This is a genomic window from Streptomyces sp. NPDC016851 (genome assembly GCF_055562795.1).
This window is the reverse complement of sequence record NZ_JBVHEP010000014.1, coordinates 122,189-144,772: the sequence shown is the minus strand read 5'-3', so window position 1 is coordinate 144,772 and position 22,584 is coordinate 122,189. Positions and strand designations below refer to the sequence as shown.

The following is a 22,584-nucleotide window of genomic DNA, read 5'->3' as shown; positions in this document are numbered from 1 at the left end:
CCTTCCAGGGCTCATGTCACTCGGTTCCTTCCATGGCGTGCACGAGCGCGGGCTCGGTGATGTCCCGGCCCTTGATCTCCCGTGCGATCCGGCCGTCCCGCACCACCAGGACGCGCGTGCACAGCGCGAGCAGGTCCTGCGTGTCGGAGGAGGACACGAGGACGCCCATGCCCTCGTCGGCCTGACGCTCTATCAGGTCGTACAGCTGGAGGCGGGTGGCGATGTCCACGCCCGCCGTTGGTTCGCACAGCGCCAGCACCGGCGGCCGCCCGGCCAGACAGCGGGCCATCACGACCTTCTGCTGGTTGCCGCCGCTCAGCGTGGTGATCCGGGCCCCGCTCCCCGCCGTACGCACCCCGACCCGCCGGATCCAGTCCTGCGCCAGGGCGGACTCGCGGCGCCGGCGCAACCGCCCGGACCGGGAGCGCAGCCGGTCCAGGAGCGGCAAGGTGAGGTTCTCGCCGACCGAGAAGTCGCCGATCACTCCCTCGCCCGCCCGGTCCGCCGGGACCAGGGGAAGGCCCAGGCCGCTCGCGTCGCGCGCCGACGTCCACCGCTCCGAGCGCTCCGGCAGCCGCAGCCTGCCGCTCACCCGCCCGGCATGAGCTCCGCACACCGCGTACGGCACGATCTCGTGGCCGGAGCCGACAAGACCGGTGATGCCCAGGCGCTCGCCCCCGGCCAGGTCGAAGTCGACCCCCCGCAGGGGCCCGGCCCACAGGTCGCGGACCTCCAACACGGGGTTGGTGGGACCGGGGGAGGGTGCCGGACGGTGGGTGGTCTCCATCTCCTCGCCCGCCATCAGCTCCGCCAGCAGGCGAGGAGTGAGCTCGGCGACCGGGCGGGTGGCGATCCGGCGTCCGCCGCGGATCACGGTGACCCGGTCGGCGAGAGCGAAGATCTCGTCCATCCGGTGCGAGACGTACAGGACACCGGCCCCGGCGTCGCGGACCTCCCGCACGATGTCGAAGAGGCGGGCCACCTCGCCGGGCGGCAGTACGGCGGTGGGCTCGTCGAGCACCAGGACCCCGCGGCGGCCCTCCCAGCCCTGAAGGGCGGCGGCGATGGCCACCACCGTGCGTTGGACGGGGGTCGCCGTCACCAGGGGCCTGCGTACGTCGATGCCGAGGCCGAACCGTTCGACGAGCGCGCTCGTCCGCCGCTCCATCTCCGGCCAGCGGATGTTGCCGAACGCCGTGCGGGCGAAGCCATGGCTGAGCGCGAGGTTGTCGATGGCGCTCAACTCGCCCACCAGCCCCAGCTCCTGGTGGACGAAGCGGAGCCGGTCGTGGCGGGAGGCCGCGACCTGGCCGAGGCCGAAGGGCTCGCCGTCGAGTTCGGCCACCGCACCCGGCTCCGCGTGGTGGTAGCCGGCGAGGATCTTGATGAGGGTGGACTTGCCGGAGCCGTTGGGCCCGATCAGGGCGTGGATCTCGCCGGGCAGGACGTCGAGATCGACATCCTTCAGCGCCTGGGTGCCGCCGAATCTCTTCGACAGGGCGGCCACCCGTAGCACCGGCCCGGTCAACTCAGTCCCCACAGCGCCTTGAACTGCTTCTCGTAGTCCTCGACGATCGGGAAGTCGCCGTCGGCCGAGGGCAGGTTGTCCTTGGTGACGAGCATGTTGGGCAGCGCCGCCTTCTGGCCCACGGCCATGGACTGGCCGGTGAAGTGCCGGGCCAGCGCGTCGGCCTGGAGCCAGGCCGTCTCGTGCGAGTTCAGCGCCATCGCGCCGTCGGTGAGACCGCTCTGGATGTACTGGTAGTTCTGCGCGTCACCGACGTTGACGACGATGTGCTTGCCGGTGATCCCGGCGGTCTTCAGCGCGGCCGGCACGCCCACGTTGAGCAGGCCCAGGGAGAAGACGACATGGGTCACCTTCGGATGTGACCGCAGGTACGACACCACGCGGTCCGGCATGTCCTTGCCCACCGCGGTGATCGGCACGTCGACGTTGTCGAGCGCGCAACCCTCGCACCACTTCTTGTACTTGGCCGCGAAGGAGTCCTTGACGGGCTTGAGGATCGTGTAGGCCGGCAGATCGAAGTAGACGGTGTCCGCCTTGGCGCCGCTGTTCGACACCACCCATGAGGCGAGCATCTCGCCCTGGACGCCGACGTCCTTCGGGCCGTTCTTCAGCAGGGAGATGCCGTCGCCCGTCACGTCGTCGGCGTTCGACTGGATGACGGGGATGCCGGCCGCCTTCAGCTGTGCCAGCTGCTTGGCGTAGACGGCACGGGGGAAACCGGAGGCGACGACGGCGTCCGGCTTGTCGCGTACGGCCTGCTCGTAGGCGGCCTGGACGGACTCCGGGGTGCCCTGGGTGGCGATCTGCTTCACCTGCCAGCCGAGTTCCTTCGCGGCCTCGGTGAAGAAGTCGGCGAGGTCCTTGCAGGACTGGACGCCGCAGAGGATGAAGTCGATCTTCTTGCCCTTGGGGATCGCCTTGCCCACCGGCTCGGTCACGGAGATCGTGGCCGGGCGCTCGGAGTACTTCGCCAGGGCTGCGCGGGCCGCCGTCAGGCCGGGGGAGGCGGGCGCCCCCGCCTGAGTCGAGTCGGCGGCCGGAGTGGTCCCGGTGCCGCATGCCGCGAGGGCGAGCAGGGCGGTGACGGGGAGGGTCGCGGTGATGGCGCGGCGGACCGCGCGACGGGGTCTGGAACTCATCGTTGAGTGCTCCCGTGGTGTGACGGAGAAACTTAAGAGACACTACAGCCTCAAGTGGGTCGGAGTGTGACATGCCCCAGCGGGCTTGGGGAGAGGGTTGCCGCAACAAATTCCGGAATAACGGTGCGAAAGTGCGGTGACCTCGTCAGGTGCGGAGATCGTCCACCGGCACGAGTGTTGCTCCGGGCGGCAAGCGGTAACTACACTCAATCTAAAGTTTCTGCCGGAGGAGAGATGATGGACGAAACGTCGGAGCCGGCCACGGCGCGGTGCCCCGGGCCCAGCGTCCAGGACTACCTCGACCAGGACAGCCGCCCCGTTCCCCCCGCCCTGAGGTACGAGCGGAACGACTACCTCGGCAGCGAGGACATCGACACCGCCCGTTTCACCTCCCGCGAGTGGGCCGAACGCGAGATGCGGCAGGTCTGGCGGCGCGTCTGGCAGTTCGCCTGCCTGGAGAGCGAGATCCCCGAGGTCGGCGACCACGAGGTCTACGAGATCGGCGACGACTCCCTCATCGTCGTCCGCACGGCTTCCGACGAGATCCGCGCGTACGTCAACGTCTGTCTGCACCGCGGCCGCAAACTGCGCACCGGCGGCGGCAACGTCGGCGAGTTCCGCTGCTCGTTCCACGGCTTCACCTGGAACCTCGACGGGACGATGCAGACCCCGCCCTGTGCCTGGGACTTCCCGCATGTCACCCCGGAGAAGTTCGCCCTCCCCGAGGCCCAGGTGGCGACCTGGCGCGGCTTCGTCTTCATCAACATGGACCCGTACGCCGAGTCCTTCGACAGCTACCGCGGCACCTTCGACGACTACTACATCTGGCCGCTGGAGAACCGCTACAAGTCGCTGCACATCGCCAAGGTGCTGCCCTGCAACTGGAAGGTCGCGCAGGACGCGTTCATCGAGTCCTTCCATGTGATCGCCACCCATCCGCAGATGCTGACGTGGCTCGCCGACGCCAATTCGCAGTACGACGTCATGGCGGACCAGCCGAACTGGAACCGCATGATCAACATCCAGGGCGCGCCCAGCCCGCACGTGGCGGACTCGGTCACGGAGGAGGACGTCCTGGAGACCTTCTACGACTCGCGCTCGTTCTACGCCGCCGCCCAGGGCCGTGACCTGGTGATGCAGGAGGGTGACGAACTGCCGGCGATCCCGCCCGGCGGCACCGCCCGTCAGGTCCTCGCCGCGCGGATGCGTGAACAACTGGCGGCCACCTCGCAGCAGGACTTCTCGGAGACACCCGACACCGAGCTGCTGGACGCCATCAACTACCTGCTGTTCCCCAATTTCAACCCCTGGGGCGGCGCCAAGTCGAACATCATCTACCGGTTCCGGCCCAACGGCCTGGACCCGGACTCCTGCACCGCCGAGATCATCTTCATGTCGTCCCCGAAGCAGCCCGGCGAGACGCCGCCCCCGGCGAAGATCCGCTGGGTTCCGGAGGACACGCTCTTCGCCGACATCCCCGAACTCGGCGTGCTCGGGCCCGTCTTCGACCAGGACTGCGAGAACCTGCCCTACGTCCAGCAGGGCCTGAAGGCGATGCGCAAGCCGGGCATCACCCTGGCGAACTACCAGGAGAGCCGCATCCGCCACTTCAACCAGACGCTCGACCAGTGGATGAGCAAGTGACCCACCGGGTGGCGGTCAGACCCTCCGGCGCCGAACTCGAAGTCCTCGACGGCGAGGACCTGTTCACCGCCGCAGAGAGGCTCGGCTACCGCTGGCCCACCGTCTGCGGCGGCAAGGGCACCTGCCGCACCTGCTTCGTCCAGGTCGAGGAGGGCGCCGAGAACTGTTCCCCCGTGGACCCGCTGGAACGCGAGGGCATCGAGGCCCTGCGCAGACCGGTGGACGGCCTGACCCGGCTCGCCTGCCGGCTCCGGGTCGAGGGCCCGGTGACCGTGACCAAGCGCGGCGTACGCCGCCCAGTGCAGGAGTGAGACCCCATGTCCAAGCAAGTGATCCACCCGCTGACCGGCCATGTGTACCGGCTCACCGAGGACGGCCTGGTCGAGGTGACCGATCCCAGGACAGGGGTGCAGGGCGTCTTCGACTTCCAGGCCCGGTGGCAGTCGGGCGAACTGCGCCACGCCGACCTCCAGATGGCCGGCTGGGTCGGCCGCCTCGCCCAGCGGCGCACCGCCCAGCAGCCGGAGGAGTGATCCCGTGACGCCCCGCACCACCCGGGTGGTCTGCCTGGTGCGCCGGCCCGAGGGAGAACCGCTCCTCGGTGACTTCGTCGTCGAGGAGCGCCCGCTGCCGCCCCTGGGGGAGGGGCAGCTACTCGTCCGCAACCTCTACATGAGCGTCGACCCGTCCATGCGCGGGCGGCTGTCGACCACCGAGAAGCACTACACGCACAACTTCACCCCGGGCTCGCCGCTCGACGGCCGAGCCCTCGGTGTCGTGGAGGAGAGCCGCTGCGCCTCGGTGCCGCCGGGCACGTACGTACGTCATCAGCTCGGCTGGCGGGAGCGGGCGGTGCTCGACGCGGCGGCCGTCGACGGCGCCGGTCGCATCGACCCGGGACTCGCGCCGCTGCCCACCTGGCTGGGCCTGCTCGGCCAGACCGGGTTCACCGCGTACGTCGGCCTGACCCGGATCGCGCGACTGCGGCCGGGCGACACCGTCTTCGTGTCGGCGGCGGCAGGCGCCGTCGGCACCGCCGCCGGCCAGTTCGCCCGTCTGCTGGGCGCGCAGCGCGTCATCGGGACCGCCGGAGGGCCGGACAAGTGCGCCCTGCTGGTGAAGGAGTTCGGCTACGACGCGGCCGCGGACTACCGTGCCGAGCCGGTGCGCGACGCGCTGGCGCGGCTGGCACCCGACGGCATCGACGTGTACTTCGACAACGTCGGCGGTGAACAGCTCGCCGCCGCTCTGCACGCGCTGCGCACCGGTGGCCGGGTCGCCCTGTGCGGCATGATGTCGCAGTTCGGCGGCGCGGGACGGACCGTGGACATCAACCAGTTGATCCAGGCGGTCCTCAAGCGGCTGACCCTGTCCGGGTTCATCGTCCGCGACCACGAGGACCTGCGCCCTGAGTTCGAGCAGCGGGTCGCGGGCTGGCTGGCCGAGGGCCGGATCACCGCGCGCGAGACGGTCGTCGACGGCCTGGAGAACGCCGCGGGGGCGCTGCTGTCCCTGCTGGGCGGCGGCAACGTCGGCAAGATGCTGGTGCGGCTGGACGGTTCCCGCTGAGACTGCCGGCAACGGCGCCCCGGCCGGGGCGCCGTTTCAGCGCATGGGATGTGACGCGGCGACGGTGTGGGCCGTCAGCGAGACCCCGACCCGGGCCAGCCCCGCGACGGCCGTCCGGAAGTCCTTGATGTGCGGGGTGGCGAAGTGCTCGTCGAGGGCCTGCCGCGAGGTCCAGTACTCGTACACGCGGATACGCCGCTCGTCGGTGGGATCGGCGGTCATCGCGTAGTCCAGACAGCCGGGTTCCTCCTCGCGGGTGCGCCGGCCCAGCTCGACGAGGGCCGCCAGCACGGTGTCGCGGTCGCCGGGTTCGTAGTCCATCCAGCCGGAGACGATGAGTTCCTCAGCCATGGTGGTCCTTGATCTCCTCAGCCATGGTGGTCCTTTCGAGGTCGTGCCCGCGGGCCCGTCGCTCCGGTGCAGGGAAGCGACGGGCCCGCGGAGTTCTCAGATGCCGAGCGGCGCGGGAACACTGTCGACGGTGACCGTGCCCCGTTCACCGTCGACCGTGATCGTCATGCCGTCCCGCAGCCGTCGCGTTCCGCCCTCGACGGAGATGACGGCCGGGATGCCCAGCTCACGGCAGACCACCACGGCGTGGCTGTTGAGCGCGCCCACGTCCACGACTGCCGCGCCGGCCACCAGGAACAGCGGGGTCCAGGCCGCGTCCGTGATCGGCGCGACCAGCACCTCGCCGGGCTCCAGTGCCTCACAGGAAGCCGGGTCGGTGACCACCCGCACCCTGCCGGTGTACGAGCCGTGGCTGCCGCCGACACCGCCGAGCACATCGCCCTCGACGGCCGCCTCGGTCCGCTCCTCGGCGCGGCGCGGCCAGGTGTCGATCTCGGTCTGTCCGTCGTCGGCGACGAAGAACGGCGGTTCCAGCTCGTGCAGACCCGCGTACTCCTCCAGCCGCCGCGCGATGACCGGGCCGAAGGACTCCGGGGCGGCGACGTAGTCGTCGAGTTCGGTGTCCAGCAGCATCATCACGTCCTCGGGCCGGGCGAAAAGGCCGGCATCGACGCCGCGGTGGCCGAGCTCCCGTACGGCCATGCGGATCTCGTTGACGACGGTGACGCAGTTCGCCTTGGTGCGCTCGCGGGCCGGGATCCACACCCGGGAGGCGTGCATCCCGGCGTCGAACATCGGCTGCGCCTCCTCGGGCAGCACGGCCCGGATCTCACGCGCCGTCCGCTCGCGCCCCTCGGTCAGCCGCTTGCGCCGGGTGGCCGGGGAGTCATCGTCGGGACTGTGCCGGATCCGGTCCACCAGGGCCAGCGCCTGCACGGGTGCCGCCTCCCACGACAGCGCGTGGATGTCCCACTCGTTGGGACCGCGGTCGCCCGACTCCGCGAGGAACTCCTCGAACGAATCACGGAACGTCTTCACATCGCCGGTAGCGGCGTCGAGCGCCCGCTCCACCGCGGCCGGGCCCTGGTCGAAGAGCGCGCTCAGTTCGGCCGAGGCCGTCACCTGGCGGGACAGTGTCCACAGCCCGGTCGACGGGGAGGCGGAGTCGACGTCGCCGAGACCGCCGATCAGGTCGAGCATGGCGCCGGGGCGGTCCACGCTCGCGCACAGCGGCCCGAGGATCGCGGGCCCGACGGACGCGGGCAGCGACGACTCGACGTGCCGCTGGAACGTCGTCTCCACCTCGTCCAGCAACGACCGTACGTGCGCCACCAGTTCGGCGTCGGACAGCCTCGCCAGGCCGGGTCGCGAACGGCGCAGGGCGCGCAACCGTTCCCGGTCGGCGTCGGCCTCCGGGAAGCCGGCCTGGCCGAGCATCCGCTGCAGCGTCGCGCCCGCCTTGGCGGTCAGCTCCTCGTCCTGGTCGTCCGGGTGCGCCAGGTACACCGGCGTGTCGGAGCGCTGACCGACGAAGGCCGCGTCGATCTGGTCCGCCGTCTGTCCCATACGGATGCCGAACAGCCGCATGTGGGACAGGTTCAGGTAGAAGTGGCCGCCGAACATGCCGACGAACGGCGGCCTGGGGCCGGCCACCTCCTCCTCGCGGTAGATGCCGAACCCGACGAAGCCGCGACGCCAGCCCTGCAGGCCCCGGCCCCAGACCAGGGTCCAGCCCAGCGGGCTGGCCGGTTCCGGCAGGGTCTCGCCCGCGTTGGCCCGGGTGTAGTGCGGCAGCCGCTCACTGCGCTGCCAGTCCGTGATCCAGCTCTTCATGACCGAGGTCTCCCGCTGTCCGTACCCGCGCCTACCACTGCGCTGTTCCGCCGTCGACGCTGATCAGCGTGCCGGTGATACCCGCCCCCACGTCGCTCGCCAGCAACGAGGCGACCGCCGCGATCTGCTCCACCGTGGTGATCTTCTTGGTGGCGGCGTGCTCGGCGAAGCGGCCCAGCCAGTCCTCGTAGGAGATGCCCTCGGCCTCCGCGGCGGCGGGACCAGCGGCCCGCATGAGGTCGGTGTCGACGGCGCCGGGGCAGATGGCGTTGCAGGTGATGCCCTGGGTGCCGTACTCGAAGGCGGTCGCCTTGGTCAGGCCGTGGATGGCGTGCTTGTTGGTGATGTAGTGGCTGATCGCGGGCTTGTTGGCCTGCTTGCCCTCCACCGAGGAGATGTTGATGATGCGGCCCCAGCCGCCCTCCAGCATCTTCGGCAGGGCCCGGCGGGTGCCGTAGAAGTAGCCGTTGACGTTCAGGTTGAGGGCGTTGTGCCAGGCCTCGTCGCTGAGCTGGTGGATCGGGGCGAAGCCGGAGCTGCCGCCGACGTTGTTGACCCAGATGTCGAGCCTGCCGAAGCGCTCGGCGGCGAAGTCGGCGAGGCCCTCGATGTCCTCCTGGCTGTTGGCGTCGCAGGGGTGGAAGACGGCCCGGTCCCCGGCGTCCATCTCCTCCAGGGCCTGCTTGCCCTTGACCTCGCTGCGACCGCTGACGACGACCGTGGCGCCGTCGGCCAGGAAGGCCTCGGCGATGGCGCGGCCGATGCTGCGCGTACTGCCCGTGATCACCGCGACACGTCCGTCGAGGCTGCCCGTAGCCACCATGGTGTTCTCCCGCGAGTCTTGTTGGTTGCTCACCTGGCGGCTCTGTGGGGTGCTGTGTCCAGGTGCTGATGGATGGTGCGGTGGAAGTGCTGGAGTCCGGGTTCATTGCGTCCGAAGACGAAGTCGGTCCCGTCGAGGGCCTTCAGGCCCTGCTGGACTCCGTAGGTGGTCGCGTAGTCCTCGTCGCGGACCACCTCGTGGAACCACGCGCCGAACCGGTCGGCGGCCTCGCGCTCCTCCTCGGTGACCGCCGGGTCGCGCAGCAGGATGATCTGCTGGGTCACCGACTCGGTCGCCGTCCGGGGGAGCACCAGGGAGACGGCGATCTTCTGGCGCCAGCCGCCCGCGATCGCCAGGCCCGGGAAGAGCCAGTAGATGGGACCGACGCAGTCCCCGGGGTCACGCTGGTCCGGCGGCAGCTCGACCGCCTGCGCGATGGGCCGCAGGGCCGGTGCGATGCGCTGGTGGGGGCCCCAGGTGTCGTGGGCCATCATGTTCGAGAGGTTCGTCTCGAAGACCGTCTTCGGGTGCAGTGAGGCGAAGTGGTACGTCTCCAGGTACCCGTCGAGGGTGACCTTCCAGTTGGGACTGGTCAGCTCGCTGGTGGCGTAGTGGTGGCACTCCGCCAGCCGGAGACCCTCCAGCAGGGGCTGCAGGTCGCCCAGCCAGGCGTCCAGGTCGGGCTCGGCCTCCCCCAGTGCCTGAACGGCCTGGGAGGTACCCCCAGGGTCCAGCGAGACGAAGACGATCCCCGCGCGCTCCCCCGCCGGGAGCCGGACAAGGCTGCGCCCCTCGCGCGGCACCTCCCCGAAGGTCTTCTCCGCGTACACGCCCCGCAGCTCTCCGGCCAGGTCGTACGACCAGGAGTGGTACGGGCAGGTGAGCCGCTTCGACACCCCGCAACCGGGTTCGATGAGCTTGGCTCCCCGGTGCCGGCAGGCGTTGATCATCGCGTGCACGGTGCCCTGACGGTCACGGGTGATCAGCACGGGGATGCCGAGCACGTCGATCGCCTTGTAGGTGTTCGGCCCCGGAAGCTCGCAGGACATGGCGAGCGGCAGGGGGACGCTGCGGTGGACGGCGTCCGTCTCGCGCTGCCAGCGGTCGGCGTCGAGGTAGTTGGCGACGGGTTCCGTCCACTGGCCGTCCGCCTCGTGCGTCGTGTTGGCGCTGTAGTGCGTCATCACGCGCTCGACGAGTTCGGCCGCCTCCCGCCGCATCGTCAGGGACGCGGCGTCGGTTGACCGGTCCCGGCTGATCCACGACGCGTACTCGGGAGCCGAGGGAGCCGAGGGAGCCGACGGGGCCGAGGGGGCTGAGATCGACGACCTGGGCGGCCCGGCGTCTGTCTCCCGAATCTCCGGCGAACTGGTTTGGACCACGATGTCCTCACATCCTCCCAGCCGCGAGCCGGTGACCGGCTTCTGAACGCGACAGCTGGGCTGTGTCCGAAACGACAACAGGACTTAGTGTGGTCTGTCAATAGAAAGTGGCGAAGTTGCCGCTCGGTGCCCGCTTCTGCTGCGACGTGCTCGGCTGCCGCGCCGAGCACCGTTCCCGCGTACCGGTGGCCGTCGGCGGTCCGGCCGGCCTCGGTGGCGAGCTGGTGGTCGCCGGGTCGCGGGGGTCCTCCGGGGGGTGGATGAGTTGATCCTTCCCCGGTCGGCCCCGGTTTCGGCGCGCGTGATGGGCTCGCCGGCCGGGTGCCTGGCGGCGCTGCCGACCGCGGGTGTCCGGCCGCTGTCGGGCCCGGTCGTCGTCCGGGCGCGCGGTCGGCGGATCGGCTTCTGGGCGGATCCGGAGGGCAACGCCGTGGAGTTGGTGGACGCGCGGGGCGGCAACCCGGAGCAGAGGCGTAGTAATTAGAGACACTGTTCAGTAAGGTGCCACTGCTGGTTACTGTAGACCAGCACAAGTAAGTCCGATTTGCTTGGCAACCTCCCTCGGACGAAGGGGCGGACGGTGGCTCAACGAGTGTCAACGGCGTCGAAGAAATCCCCGCAGGTCAGCGCGCAGGTCATCAAGGACCTGCACGAGCGCATGGTGCGCATCCGGCTGTTCGAGACCGAGGCGGGAAAGCTCATGGAGGCCGGCAAACTGCCCGGCTTCCTGCACCTCTATGTCGGCCAGGAAGCCGTCGCCGCCGGCGTGATGGCGGCCCTGCGCGACGACGACCAGATCACCTCCACCCACCGCGGCCACGGGCACGCCGTGGCCAAGGGCGTCGGCTTCCGCGAGATGTACGCCGAGCTGTACGGCCGGGTCACCGGCGCCTGCCTCGGCCGCGGCGGCAGCATGCACATCAACGACCTCACCCGCGGCATGCTCGGCGCCAACGGCATCGTCGGGGCAGGCGTCCCGATCGCCGTGGGCGCCGCCTTCGCCGCCCGGTACAAGGGCGAGGACAACGTCGCCGTGACCTTCTTCGGCGACGGCGCCACCAACATCGGCGCCTGGCACGAGGGCGCCAACATGGCCGCGATCCTCGGCCTGCCCGTGGTCTTCGTCTGCGAGAACAACGGCTACGCGGAGTTCACCCCGCAGTCCGCGCACATGCTGCTCACCGATGTCGCCGACCGCGCCGCCGCCTACGGCATGCCCAGCGTGATCGTCGACGGCATGGACGCGGTCGCCGTCCACCGGGCCGCCGCCGAAGCCGTCGAACGGGCCAGGGCCGGCGCGGGCCCGATGATGATCGAGGCCAAGACCTACCGCTTCTTCGACCACCAGGGCGTCAAGGGCCTGCGTCACCCCTACCGCTCCGACGAGGAGGTCGCGCAGTGGAAGGCGCGTGACCCCATCGACCTGCTGGAGGGCCGGGCCGTCGCCGACGGCACCGCGACCCGTGCCGAGCTGGACGACGTATGGCAGCGCACGCGCGACGAGATCGCCGAGGCCATCGCGTACGCCGAGGCGAGCCCGCTGCCCGACCCCGCCGACCTGCTGCTCAACGTCTACTCGGGATGACCGCCATGACCACCACCACCGAGGCACCGGCCCTCCCCCCGGTCGCCGCCCCCCGCAAGCTGTCCTACGTCAAGGCCTTCAACGAGGGACTCGCACAGGCCATGCGCGAGGACGAGAACGTCTTCGTCGCCGGTGAGGACGTGGCCGGATACGGCGGCGTCTTCCGCATGTTCGACAACCTGCTCGACGAGTTCGGCCCCCGCCGCATGATCGACACCCCGATCTCCGAAGCCGCCCTGGTCGGCCTCGGCGTGGGAGCCGCCGCCCGGGGCCTGCGGCCCGTCGTCGACCTGATGTTCATGGACTTCATCGGCGTCTGCCTCGACCAGATCGTCAACCAGGCCGCCAAGATGAAGTACATGTTCGGCGGCGCGCTGTCCGTGCCGCTGACCATCACGACCGCCTCCGGTGCGGGCCTCGGCGCCGCGGCCCAGCACAGCCAGAGCCTGGAGGCCTGGCTGGCCCACGTGCCCGGCCTCAAGGTGGTCATGCCCAGCGACGCGTACACCGCCAAGGGCCTGACCGTCTCGGCCATCCGGGACGACAACCCGGTCGTCATCATGCTCAACAAGGTCCTGCTCGGCAGCACCAGCGAGGTGCCCGAGGAGATCTACGGCATCCCGCTGGGCCAGGCACACACCGCACGGCACGGCTCCGATGTCACGGTGATCGCCCTGGGCCGCATGGTGGGGGAGGCCCTCGCGGCGGCCGACGAGCTGGCGGCCGAGGGCGTGGAGATCGAGGTGATCGACCCCCGCAGCGTGCAGCCGCTGGACACCGAGACGATGTTCGCCTCCGTCCGCCGCACCAACCGGGTGCTCGTGGTGCACGAGGCCGTCACCTTCGGCGGGCTCGGCGCGGAGATCGCCGCCCAGATCCAGGACGCCGCCTTCGACTACCTGGACGCGCCGGTCCTGCGCATCGGCGCCCCCTTCTCCCCGGTGCCCTTCTCCCCGGTGCTGGAGAAGGCGTACGTGCCCGATCGCGCCCGCATCGCCCAGGGCTGCCGGCGTCTCCTCGAGAGGGCGTGACCGACATGGCGGTCGAGGTGCTGCTGCCGAAGATCGGTCTGACCATGCAGGAAGGCACGATCGACGAATGGCTCGTGCCGGTCGGCGCGGCCGTCGCGGAGGGCGACGCGCTGCTGAGGCTGGCGACCGACAAGGTCGACGTGGACGTCGAGGCGGAGGCCGGGGGACTGTTCCACCCGGTGGTCCCGGCGGGCGTCACCGTCCCCACCGGGGCCCTCATCGGCTGGCTGCTGGCCGAGGGCGAGCAGCTGCCGGGCCCGGCGGGTACGCCGATGCCGGCCGGGGCCGGGGCCGGGGCCGGTGCGGGTTCTGCTCTACCCGCGCCCAACGGCACCGACGCCGACGCTGCTCCCGCGGTGCCCTCCATCAACGGCACCGACACCGGCGTTGCTCCCGTGGTGCCCTCCCACAACGGCACCGCCGGCCGGCTTCTGTCCTCACCCAACGCCCGGCGGGTCGCCACCGCTGCCGACGTGGAGCTCACCGCCGTACGCGGCACGGGACCCGGCGGCCGGATCGTCTCCGAGGACGTGGAGGAGTTCCTCGCGGCCCTCCCTGGCGACCTCAGTGACCCGGGCGACCCCGGCGAGCCGGTCACGCCGGGCGGCTCCTCCTACTCGCCGCTGGTCCGCAAGCTGGCGAAGGAACGGGGCATCGACCTGTCCGAGGTGAACGGCACCGGGCCGGGCGGCCGGATCCGCCGCTCCGACCTCGACGCGGTCACCCCCGCCCCTCCTGGCGCGGACACGGCCCCGCCTCGCCGGGACACGGCCCCTCCCCGCCGGGATGCGGCCCTGCGGCCCGGCGACGTCATCCCGCTCACCGGGATGCGCGGCACCATCGCCCGCCGGATGCACGCCAGCCTCCAGGAGATGGCACAGCTGACGCACGGCTACGAGGTGCGGATGGACGCCGTGGTGTCCCTGCGGGACCGGCTCAAGGAGGAGTGGGCCGACAGCGATCTGCCGGTGCCAAGCCTCAACGACTTCCTGCTGAAGGCCGCCGCCCTGGCCCTGCGCGAGCACCCGCTGCTCAACGCGACGGTGCGGGAGGACGGCGTCCATCTGCTCGGCGGCATCCACCTGGGCTTCGCCGTGGCCGTTCCGGGCGGCCTCATGGTCCCCGTGATCGAGGATGCCGTGGAGCTGCCGTTGCCGGAAATGGCCCGCCGGTCCAGGGACCTGGCCCAGGCCGCGCGCGAGGGGCGGATCTCCCCGGCACGACTGGAAGGGGCCACCTTCACCGTCACCTCGCTCGGCGGATACGGCGTCGACTTCTTCACCCCGGTGATCAACCCCGGCAATGTCGCGATCCTCGGGGTGGGCAGGCTCAGGGACGGCGTCGAGTGGGCGGACGACCGGCCGCTGCGGACGCGGGTGCTCACCCTGAGCCTCACCTTCGACCACCGTGCCGTCGACGGCGCACCCGCAGCCGAATACCTGCGCACGGTCGGTGACTTGCTGCGCAGGCCCCTCCGGCTGCTCGTGTGATCCGCCGGACCGGCCCTCAGGAGGCCGGGTCGGCGATCCGCTCCGCGAGGGCGCCGACCTCGCGGACGAACGAGCGGTGCCCCAGCGACCGGTACACGTCGTCGCCCCGGACCTGTGAGATCGCCGCGGTCTCCAGCAGCGCCAGCAGGCCCAGCCCGATCACCGCCGCCTCGGCGTCGGTGACGGACGTGCGGGCCTTGCGGATCAGCCGCACCAGCTCGTCCAGCAACTCACTGCGGCTCTCCTGGCGCAGCGCCTCCGCCTCCTGGCTCATGCCGGCCGACGACACGAAGAACACCGTCGCGGCGGAACGGTGTTCGCCCAGCCAGGCCAGCAGTGTGGTGACCGCCGCGCCGATGTCCGACCCGGGTTCATGGGCCTCCGTCAGCGCCTGCAACTGCTCGCGCAGTGCGGTGGCGAACGCCCGCATCCCCTCTGCCAGGACCTGGTCCTTGGAGGAGAAGTGGTAGTACACCGCCGCCGAGGTCATCTCCGCGCGAGCGGCGATGTCGGCCACCGTCACCTCGTCCGGCGGCTGGGTGGCGAACAGCTCGGTCGCTGCTTCGATCACCCACTGCTTGCGCGACGGACGGTGAGCGGCGCGGGTTCCGGAGGTCGTCATGGTGTCAAGTATGCCGGGCGGATAGTGTGCCGTAAGCCCACGCGCAGCAGGAATTACTCTGCCGGACGGTTGGAGTTACTGGATAGCATGGGCAGTACACAGGGCCCGCGGACGCGGGGTCCCGGCAGCCGGCAGGGAGCATGATGGCCAGCACGAAGAACGGCAAGCAGCCCGCCCACCGACCCTCGCGGCGGCAGCACATCATCACCGCTGCCGTGCGGGTGTTCGGCCGCAACGGCTTCGCGGAGACCAGCATCCAGGACATCGCTGACGAGGCCCAGGTCGTGCCCACGGCCGTCTACTACCACTTCGACGGCAAGGAGGAGCTGCTCGAACTCGCCATGCGTCGCGTGTTCGACCAGCTGAACGCGGTCGTGGAGGCGGCCCGTCCCGAGTCCGAGCCGGGTGACGCGGAGGGGCTGATCCGCGTCATCGACGCCGTGTGGGACTGGGTGGAACAGAACCCGGACGAGGCCCGCCTGTACCAGGTCCAGGTCGCCTCCGCCAACGGCAGCGTCAAGGTCCTGCGGGACGAGTTCGAGCAGCGGCACGTCCAGCGTGGCTACGACTACCTGCCCGAGGGCACCACCCGCAGCCCCCGGGCGGCGAAGGTACGCCACGCGTCACAGGCGCTCGCGGTCCGCACCCTGATCAGTACGACCATGCTCGTCACCGCGCTGCGGGCGGAGGGGGGACCGCTGTCGCAGTTGCCCTCCCGCTCCGTGCTGGAGGCGGTCAGGGAGCTGGCGTTGCGCATCGTCGCCACCGAGCAGAAACCGGCGAAACCCGCGAAGTCGGCGAAGTCGGCGAAAGCGGCGAAGTCGCCCAAGCCGGTCACGTCCCGGACCTGAGGCGGCTCACCAGGCCAGTGGCCTGCGGTCGGCGAACAGCCCGCCGGTCGTCTCGTCACCCTCAGGCAGGGTCGCCAGCCAGACCGGCGTGTCCGCCCCCTCCCGTGGACCGCGCGGGGCGGAGGGACCGCCCATGCCGCTGCGGGTCCAGCCGGGATCGGCGGCGTTGACCAGGACGCCCGTGCCGGACAGCTCGGCGGCGAGCATGCGGGTCAGGGCGTTGAGCGCCGTCTTGGAGATCCGGTAGGCGGGACGCCGGCCGGAGTCCATCAGCGCCAGCGAACCGTAGGAGCTGGTGACGTTCACGACCCGCCCGTAGCCTGCTTCCACCATGCCCGGGACGACGGCCTGCGCCACCCGCCAGGCGCCGGTGAAGTTGGTGTCCAGCGTGGCGCGCAGGACGTCCTCGTCGACGTAAGGGGGCCGCAGATCCCCGTCCAGCGACACCCCGGCGTTGTTCACCAGCACGTCGATCCCGCCGGTCAGCTCCCTCGCTTCCCGGACCGCTTCGGTGACACTCCTCGCGGAGGTCACGTCCAGGGCCAGCGGCACCGCCGCCGGGCCGATGGCATGGCACGCCTCCTCGGCGGCCTCCGGTTTCCGCGCCGCGACCAGGACCCGCAGCCCCCGGTCCGCGAGCTGCCGGCCGATCTCCAGCCCGATTCCCCGTGCCCCGCCCGTGACGAGTGCCGTTCTTCCGTCGTGCCGCATGGCGGTGTCCGCCCCTTTCACACCGTGAGGACCGAGCAGGCGCTGATCCCCGGCGCCCCGTAGACATGGGTGAAGCCCACCCGGGGCGCGCCGGGCACCTGCAGACCCGGCGCCCGGCCCTGCAACTGCCGTACGACCTCGTGGAACTGACGCAGCCCGGAGGCGCCGACGGGCTCCCCGCCGGCCAGACAGCCGCCGTCGGTGTTGACCGGTATCCGGCCCGCGGCATCGGTGTCCCCGGCGGCCAGCAGCGCCTCCTGCTCGCCGTGGCCGCACAGCCCGGTCTCCGCCAGGTGGATCAGCTCCGAGCCGCTGTCGGTGTCCTGCAACTGGGCCACCTGTACGTCCGCGGGACGCAGCCCCGCCGTGCGGAAGACCGCCTCCGCGGCGTCCACGCTGGGGCTACGGTGCGGTCCCGGGGGCAGCCAGGGCGAGAACACCTCGAACGAGCCGAACCGCCGGGTCCGGAAGGCCAGCGACGCGAGCCTGACCGGTCGTTCGCACAGGTCGAACGCGCGGTCGCCGAGCGCCAGCACCAGTGCGGCAGCGCCCTGTCCCGGCGAACAGAACATGTACTGGGTGAGCGGGGGACTGACCTCCGCGGAGTCCAGGATCTCCTGCTCCGTCAGCGGCTTGCGCCGCCAGGCCAGGGGATGGTGCGAGCCGTTGCGGAAGGCCCGAGCCGCCACCATCGCCAGCGCCCGCTCCGAGATCCCGTGTTCGTACAGGTACCGCCGGGTCTTGAGGGCGAAGAACTGGGTGGTGAGCATCATGCCGGTCTCGGCGTACCAGTCACCCAGCCCGTAGCGGGCCGCGGAGACGTGGAACGCGCCCCGCTCGTGCTTGTCGAATCCCACGGCCAGTCCCACGGAGGCCTCGCCCGCGCGCAGCGCGTTGGCCACCGTGAGCACGGTCGAGGCGCCGGTCGCGCAGCCGTTCTGCACGTTGACGAACGGCACTCCGGTCAGGCCGAGCCGGCCCACCAGGGTGTCGGGCTTGCCGGACACGTCGGAGCCGCCGGCCGCGTAGCCGATGTCCTCCCAGGCGACACCGGCGTCGGCCAGTGCCTCGCGTATCGCACGCTCGGCCATGCCCATTCCGGTGACGCTCTCGTCGCGGCCGAAGGGATGCATTCCGCAGCCGACCACGTACACGTCGTCGGGCCGCCTCATCGCTCCCCGTCCAGCTCCGCGCGGAACCCGAAGGTCAGCACGTCGGTTCCGTCCTCGTCCCGGTACGCGGGCACCGTGGTGAGCCGGACCGGCAGACCGATCCGGATCTGCGCGCGGGGCACCGCCAGCCGCGCCTCGACCAGCACCTCACCGAGGTCCACATAGCCCACGTGGTACGGCCGGTGGCCACCGGACGGCGGCCGGTACGGCGGCTTCGGCGGGAACGCCTGGAGCGTCCACGACCACACCAGCCCGCTCACCGGCAGCACCAGCGCGGACATCGCCCCGTCCGGACACCTGGGGCAGGAGCCCTGCCGGGGGAAGACGACGGTGCCGCACGCGGAGCAACGGGCGCCCACGAGACGCCGTGGATCCCCGGCGTCGGACCCCTCGCCGAACTCCCCGCTCTCGAACAGTGACTCGTCGATGAGTCTGGTGGTCATGCCGTCCCGCCTTCCACGTCACCAGCCCAGCAGCCCGGCCAGCCGTTCCCGATGGTGTGCGGCGCCGCCCAGCAGGACCGCGTCCGACTGGGCGCGCCGGAAGTACAGGTGCGCGTCGTGCTCCCAGGTGAAGCCCATCCCGCCGTGGAACTGCACGCACTCGGCGGCGACGGAGACGAACGCCTCGCCGCACCACGCCTGCGCCACCGCCGCCGCTTCGGCCAGCGCCTGAGGTGAGCCGTCCGCCAGGACCGCGCGGACCACGGCCGACCGTGCGGCCTCGACCTGGAGCAGCATGTCGGCGCAGGCGTGCTTGACCGCCTGGAAGCCGCCGATCGCCCTGCCGAACTGGGTCCGGTCGCGCACATGGGCCACCGTCATGTCCAACGCGGCCTGTGCGCCGCCGAGTTGCTCGGCGGCCAGGGCGATCAGCGCCACGTCCAGGGCGCGGGAGACGATGTCCGTTCCCTCGCCGCCGGCGGTCAGCGCCCTGGCCTGGGCCCCGGAGAAGGTGACCACCGCCTGGCCCCGGCTGAGGTCCAGCGTGGGCACCCGGCGCACCGTGACCCCGGGCTCGCACGGGTCGGCCAGGAAGAGGTCCACGCCGTCGGTCCCCGCCGCGGCCACCACCAGCGCCTCGGCGTCGGCGCCGTCGAGGACGAAGGGCGCGGTGCCGTCCAGCAGTGGGACACCGCCCTGCCAGGAGACGGCCACCGGCACGGCGTCGGGCCGCCACCTGCCGTCGGGCGCGGCGACCGCCAGGGCGTGCACGGTCCCCTCGGCCAGCTCGGCCAGCGCCTTGTCGGCCGTACCGCAGTCGGCCAGCACCTGCCCGGCCAGCACGGTGGACGACAGCAGCGGTACCGGTGCCAGCGTCCTGCCCAGCTCCTCGCAGACGGCGGTGATCCCGGCGAGGCCGCCGATGCCTCCCGCCGACTCGGGCAGGCCGAGGGCCGCGAGGCCGACCTGCCGGCCGAGGGTGTCCCACAACTCGGCGTCGATGCCGGGGGCCTCCTCGGACATCCGGCGGACCGCGGCGGTGCCGCCGGCGTCGGCGCACACCGACCGCACGGTCTCGCGCAGGTCGTCCAGCTCGGTGTCCGACAGGGCCGTGCCCTCGGTCGTGGTGCTCGTCATCGTGCGCTCCCGCCCTCGTCCTGCCGCTGCCGCAGAGCACTGTGCGCGGCGGCCATGCGGGCCACCGGTACGCGGTGCGCGGAACAGGAGACGTAGTCGAGGCCGACGTCGTCGCAGAAGGCGATCGACTCCGGGTCCCCGCCGTGCTCACCGCACACGCCGAGCTTGATGCCGGGCCGCACGCTCCGCGCCCGTTCGGCGGCCAGGGCGACGAGTGCGCCCACCCCGTGCGGGTCGAGCCGGGCGAACGGGCTGGCGGTCAGGAACCCGCGCTCCTGGTACGAGGCGAGCACCTGGCGCTCGACGTCGTCCCGGGAGAACCCGTAGGTGAGCTGAGTGAGGTCGTTGGTGCCGAAGGAGAAGAACTCGGCGTGCTCGGCGAGTTCACCGGCCAGCAGCGCGGCCCGCGGGGTCTCGATCATCGTGCCGAGCCGGTACGGGACCTCCACTCCGGTACGGGCGGCGACCGCGTCGGCGGCACCGCGCACGTACGCGGCCGCGGCGGTGAGTTCCTCCGGCATGCTGACGAGCGGGATCATCACCTCCAGCTCCGGCCGCGCCCCGGTGGCGGCGACATCGGCCCAGGCGGTGAAGAGCGCCTCGGCCTGTGCCGGGTAGAGCCGCTCGTGCAGCAGCGCCAGCCGCACCCCGCGCAGCCCGAGCATCGGGTTCGCCTCGCGCAGTGCGGCGGCCCGCTGCTCCTCGGCCGTGTCCAGGGCCTGCCCGGGGGCGGGCAGGAACTCGTGCAGCGGGGCGTCCAGCAGGCGCACGGTCACCGGGCGGTTCCCGACGGCGGCCAGCAGCGCGCGGAAGTCCTCGTGCTGGGCGCGCTCCAGCGCCACCAGGGCCTCGTCGCGAGCGGTCGGGTCGGCGGCCAGGAGCACCCGGCGGATCAGCGGCAGCCGCTCGCCGAGGAACTGGTGTTCCGTACGGCACAGTCCGACACCCTCAGCGCCCAGGGCGAGGGCCGTGTCCACCTCGGCAGCGGTGTCGGCGTTGACCCGCACGCCCAGCCGGCGCACGCCGTCCGCCCACTCCAGCAGGGTGGACAGCTCGGGCGGCGGTCCGGCGACGCTGACGCTCAGGGTCCCCGCGTAGACGGCGCCGGTACGGCCGTCCAGCGAGACCGGGTCGCCCTCGCGCACCACCCGCTCCCCGAAGCGGACCGTCCCGGCCGCCGGGTCCACGCGCAGCCCCTCGGCACCGCACACCGCGGGCTTGCCGGCGCCCCGCGCCACCACGGCGGCGTGCGAGGCGATCCCGCCGCTGCCGGTCAGCACGGCAGCGGAGGCCAGCATCCCGGGGACGTCCGCCGGGGTCGTCTCGGCGGCCACGAGCACGACCCGCGTACCGTCCGCGGCCAGTTCGAGGGCACGTTCACTGGACAGCACGACCGCTCCGGTCGCCGCCCCCGGGGACGCGGGCAGCCCCGTCACCAGGAGGTCCTCCCCGCCGGTCAGCCGCAGCTGGGGGTGCAGCAGTTCCTGCACCTGTGCGGGGGTGATCCGCCGTACGGCGTCCTCGCGGCCGAGCGCCCCGTCCCGGGCCAGGTCCGCGGCCAGACACACCGCCGCCCTGAGCGGTGGGCGGAGTTGTGCCGAGGCGGCGAGCAGGGAGATCTCGTCGTCGCGCACCTCGAAGTCGACCGACACCGGTGCCCGCAGATGACGCTCCAGGGTGAGCAGGGAGTGCTCCAGCAGCGCGGACCCGCCCGCGAGCCGGTCCAGCGGTTCACCGGTGTGCGGCGGCGGGGCGCTGCGGCGCACACCCCGGAAGAAGAAGCCCTGCGGCGAGAGCCGCCCGGTCTCCGGGTCGCGGCTGACCGCCGTGCCGTAACCCGAGTGGTCCGCCGGGCCGATGCGCAGCGCCTGCACGTGCAGGGCGAGGGTCAGATCGGCGGGGAGCCGCTGGGCCCGGCGGGACCTCCGGGCGCGCGGCGAGTCCCACCGGGCGAGGAGGGCGCGGGCGGCCAGCGCGAGCTGCTGCGCAGGGTCGTCAGGGAAGGGCTGGGAGCCGTGTCGCGCCACCAGGGAGAGCAGTGCTTCCACTCGCGCGCGCGGCTCGGGCGTGTCCAGGAGGGCGTCGTCGAGCACCGCACCGGAGACGTCGAGGGCGTACTCGGCGATCATCCGTACGGTGGCGGCCCACACCTCGTGCAAGGCCTCCGCGCGCCCGATGACGGCGCACAGGTCGTCGGCGTTGCCCGGGGTCACGCCGAGACAGGCCAGGTCGGGCGGCAGTCCCGCGATCTCGGTCGGCGCGCTCGCCGACAGACGCAGCAGCAGTGGCCGGGCCGCGTCGCCGATCCGCCGCCCCGAGAGCTGTTCGACCAGATCGACGGCTGCTTCGGCGGTGCCGGGTTCGCCCAGCGACGCGGAGGCGCCCGCGGGCACGGTGAGCCCCGGCACGACCGGCAGCCCGAGGGCCACCAGCCGGTCCATCGCCGCGCCGTGCGCGCCCAGCTCGTCGGCGTCGAGGCCGCGGATCCGACCCTGCCCGTAGGGCACCAGGACCCGGCCGGGGGCCTCGGAGGGCGCGAGAGGAGCGCCGGAGTGGGCGAGCGGTCCCGCTTCGCGGTCGGCGACGCTCACCCCCGGCTCCTCGTGACCAGTTCCTCTTCCAGGGCCTCGTCCTCGGCCCGGCTGATCCCCAGCACGAGCAGCAGCTCCTGGTGCAGCCGCATCCACACCGTGTGGTACGAGTCGCAGAGCGGCGAGGCCAGCCATGCCGTCGCGCCGTCGTCGAAACGGTCGAGGGCTTCCTCCAGGGCCGGGAGGTACCGGTCGCTGCCCGGGAGCACCCGCTCCAGCCTGCGCAGCACGGGCTGGATGGCCTCGTGGACGTCTTCCAGCGACTCGCGCACCCCGGCGTCGTAGGCGTCGTCGGAGTGGTCGTTCGCGGAGCCGTCGGGGCGGCACTGCCACGCGGTGCACACGTCGCGGATCTTCCGGTTGACCGGCAGGAACGCCTCGTAGGCGGCGGTGATCCGCGCCTCCCGCTCGGAGCCGGAGGGGACCCGCAGCATCCGCGCGGCGGCGGCCTTCGCCCGCTCGGTCGGCAGCACCACCGGACCCTTCACCATCGCCAGCCCGGCGTCGACCAGCGGACGGTGCTCGGACTCCGGACGGCCGCGCCACATGCCCCGCAGGACGAGGTCGACGACGGCTTCGCCGAGAGGCTCGTCGGGAGCGTCCGGAAGGCCCACGGCAGGAGATTGCATCGCCACACCTTTTCCCCGGCTCTGTGGTGACCGGTTCCTCGGATCTGTGTTGC

22 protein-coding genes are annotated in these 22,584 nt (G+C 71.9%); 9 read left to right on the top strand and 13 right to left on the bottom strand.

Going from position 1 to position 22,584, the window contains the following annotated elements; all coding sequences use genetic code 11:
- Positions 1-16: 16 nt before the first annotated feature.
- Both ACZ3I3_RS23145 and ACZ3I3_RS23140 read right to left on the bottom strand, forming a co-directional pair.
- Entirely contained in the window at positions 17-1,540 is a 1,524-nt protein-coding gene (locus ACZ3I3_RS23145) for a sugar ABC transporter ATP-binding protein (RefSeq protein ID WP_467367907.1), read from the bottom strand.
- Positions 1,525-2,667, bottom strand: coding sequence for a sugar ABC transporter substrate-binding protein (locus ACZ3I3_RS23140; protein ID WP_467367905.1), 1,143 nt, complete (start codon positions 2,665-2,667; stop codon positions 1,525-1,527). The genes ACZ3I3_RS23145 and ACZ3I3_RS23140 overlap by 16 nt, the downstream gene beginning before the upstream one ends.
- 237 nt (positions 2,668-2,904) lie before the next feature.
- On the opposite strand from ACZ3I3_RS23140, the gene ACZ3I3_RS23135 reads away from it, so the two are divergent.
- The 4 genes from ACZ3I3_RS23135 to ACZ3I3_RS23120 are packed head-to-tail and all read left to right on the top strand — an operon-like array spanning position 2,905 to position 5,880.
- On the top strand, positions 2,905-4,311 hold the full coding sequence (locus ACZ3I3_RS23135; RefSeq protein ID WP_467367903.1) for an aromatic ring-hydroxylating oxygenase subunit alpha: 1,407 nt from the start codon (positions 2,905-2,907) through the stop codon (positions 4,309-4,311).
- Positions 4,296-4,622, top strand: a complete 327-nt coding sequence (locus ACZ3I3_RS23130; RefSeq protein ID WP_467367901.1) for a 2Fe-2S iron-sulfur cluster-binding protein — start codon at positions 4,296-4,298, stop codon at positions 4,620-4,622. The genes ACZ3I3_RS23135 and ACZ3I3_RS23130 overlap by 16 nt, the downstream gene beginning before the upstream one ends.
- A 6-nt stretch (positions 4,623-4,628) precedes the next feature.
- Positions 4,629-4,844: a transposase gene (locus ACZ3I3_RS23125; protein ID WP_467367900.1), complete on the top strand. Its 216-nt coding sequence runs from the start codon at positions 4,629-4,631 to the stop codon at positions 4,842-4,844.
- Positions 4,845-4,848: 4 nt separating this feature from the next.
- A complete protein-coding gene (locus ACZ3I3_RS23120) occupies positions 4,849-5,880 on the top strand; it encodes an NADP-dependent oxidoreductase (protein ID WP_467367898.1) in 1,032 nt (343 codons plus the stop codon).
- A 36-nt stretch (positions 5,881-5,916) separates the two neighbouring features.
- Here the strand turns inward: ACZ3I3_RS23120 and ACZ3I3_RS23115 are convergent, their stop codons facing one another.
- The 4 genes from ACZ3I3_RS23115 to ACZ3I3_RS23100 all read right to left on the bottom strand — a co-directional run bounded on the left by ACZ3I3_RS23115 (position 5,917) and on the right by ACZ3I3_RS23100 (position 10,107).
- Positions 5,917-6,231 carry a putative quinol monooxygenase gene (locus tag ACZ3I3_RS23115; RefSeq protein WP_193478839.1) on the bottom strand — a complete coding sequence of 105 codons (315 nt, stop codon included), beginning with the start codon at positions 6,229-6,231 and terminating at the stop codon, positions 5,917-5,919.
- Between the two features lie 96 nt (positions 6,232-6,327).
- A complete protein-coding gene (locus ACZ3I3_RS23110) occupies positions 6,328-8,064 on the bottom strand; it encodes a PEP-utilizing enzyme (protein ID WP_467367895.1) in 1,737 nt (578 codons plus the stop codon).
- Positions 8,065-8,095: 31 nt separating this feature from the next.
- Positions 8,096-8,920 (bottom strand): SDR family NAD(P)-dependent oxidoreductase, encoded by an 825-nt coding sequence (locus ACZ3I3_RS23105; RefSeq protein WP_467367894.1) that lies wholly within the window; start codon positions 8,918-8,920, stop codon positions 8,096-8,098.
- Positions 8,917-10,107, bottom strand: coding sequence for an aromatic ring-hydroxylating oxygenase subunit alpha (locus ACZ3I3_RS23100; protein ID WP_467367892.1), 1,191 nt, complete (start codon positions 10,105-10,107; stop codon positions 8,917-8,919). Before ACZ3I3_RS23100 ends, ACZ3I3_RS23105 begins: the two co-directional genes overlap by 4 nt.
- Before the next feature lie 427 nt (positions 10,108-10,534).
- Between ACZ3I3_RS23100 and ACZ3I3_RS23095 the strand changes: the two genes are divergently transcribed.
- From ACZ3I3_RS23095 to ACZ3I3_RS23080, 4 genes are all read left to right on the top strand, one after another.
- Complete coding sequence (locus ACZ3I3_RS23095) at positions 10,535-10,753, top strand: VOC family protein (RefSeq protein ID WP_467367890.1); 219 nt, start codon at positions 10,535-10,537, stop codon at positions 10,751-10,753.
- A gap of 96 nt (positions 10,754-10,849) precedes the next feature.
- A complete protein-coding gene (locus ACZ3I3_RS23090) occupies positions 10,850-11,854 on the top strand; it encodes a thiamine pyrophosphate-dependent dehydrogenase E1 component subunit alpha (RefSeq protein ID WP_467367888.1) in 1,005 nt (334 codons plus the stop codon).
- 5 nt (positions 11,855-11,859) lie between these two features.
- Positions 11,860-12,885, top strand: coding sequence for an alpha-ketoacid dehydrogenase subunit beta (locus ACZ3I3_RS23085; protein ID WP_193478843.1), 1,026 nt, complete (start codon positions 11,860-11,862; stop codon positions 12,883-12,885).
- A gap of 5 nt (positions 12,886-12,890) precedes the next feature.
- Complete coding sequence (locus tag ACZ3I3_RS23080) at positions 12,891-14,375, top strand: 2-oxo acid dehydrogenase subunit E2 (protein WP_467368034.1); 1,485 nt, start codon at positions 12,891-12,893, stop codon at positions 14,373-14,375.
- 16 nt (positions 14,376-14,391) lie between these two features.
- Here the strand turns inward: ACZ3I3_RS23080 and ACZ3I3_RS23075 are convergent, their stop codons facing one another.
- Positions 14,392-14,997 (bottom strand): TetR/AcrR family transcriptional regulator, encoded by a 606-nt coding sequence (locus tag ACZ3I3_RS23075; protein ID WP_467367885.1) that lies wholly within the window; start codon positions 14,995-14,997, stop codon positions 14,392-14,394.
- A gap of 143 nt (positions 14,998-15,140) precedes the next feature.
- Here ACZ3I3_RS23075 and ACZ3I3_RS23070 point away from each other — a divergent pair, with 143 nt between their 5' ends.
- Entirely contained in the window at positions 15,141-15,848 is a 708-nt protein-coding gene (locus tag ACZ3I3_RS23070) for a TetR/AcrR family transcriptional regulator (protein WP_467367883.1), read from the top strand.
- Positions 15,849-15,854: 6 nt separating this feature from the next.
- Here ACZ3I3_RS23070 and ACZ3I3_RS23065 read toward each other — a convergent pair whose 3' ends face one another.
- The 6 genes from ACZ3I3_RS23065 to ACZ3I3_RS23040 are packed head-to-tail and all read right to left on the bottom strand — an operon-like array spanning position 15,855 to position 22,531.
- On the bottom strand, positions 15,855-16,559 hold the full coding sequence (locus tag ACZ3I3_RS23065) for an SDR family NAD(P)-dependent oxidoreductase (RefSeq protein WP_467367882.1): 705 nt from the start codon (positions 16,557-16,559) through the stop codon (positions 15,855-15,857).
- Positions 16,560-16,576: 17 nt separating this feature from the next.
- Positions 16,577-17,731, bottom strand: coding sequence for a thiolase family protein (locus tag ACZ3I3_RS23060; protein ID WP_467367880.1), 1,155 nt, complete (start codon positions 17,729-17,731; stop codon positions 16,577-16,579).
- Positions 17,728-18,174, bottom strand: coding sequence for a Zn-ribbon domain-containing OB-fold protein (locus tag ACZ3I3_RS23055; RefSeq protein ID WP_467367878.1), 447 nt, complete (start codon positions 18,172-18,174; stop codon positions 17,728-17,730). Before ACZ3I3_RS23055 ends, ACZ3I3_RS23060 begins: the two co-directional genes overlap by 4 nt.
- 18 nt (positions 18,175-18,192) lie before the next feature.
- Positions 18,193-19,311: an acyl-CoA dehydrogenase family protein gene (locus ACZ3I3_RS23050; protein ID WP_467367876.1), complete on the bottom strand. Its 1,119-nt coding sequence runs from the start codon at positions 19,309-19,311 to the stop codon at positions 18,193-18,195.
- On the bottom strand, positions 19,308-21,902 hold the full coding sequence (locus ACZ3I3_RS23045) for a putative PEP-binding protein (protein ID WP_467367874.1): 2,595 nt from the start codon (positions 21,900-21,902) through the stop codon (positions 19,308-19,310). The genes ACZ3I3_RS23050 and ACZ3I3_RS23045 overlap by 4 nt, the downstream gene beginning before the upstream one ends.
- Positions 21,899-22,531: a hypothetical protein gene (locus ACZ3I3_RS23040; protein ID WP_467367872.1), complete on the bottom strand. Its 633-nt coding sequence runs from the start codon at positions 22,529-22,531 to the stop codon at positions 21,899-21,901. The genes ACZ3I3_RS23045 and ACZ3I3_RS23040 overlap by 4 nt, the downstream gene beginning before the upstream one ends.
- Positions 22,532-22,584: the final 53 nt, after the last annotated feature.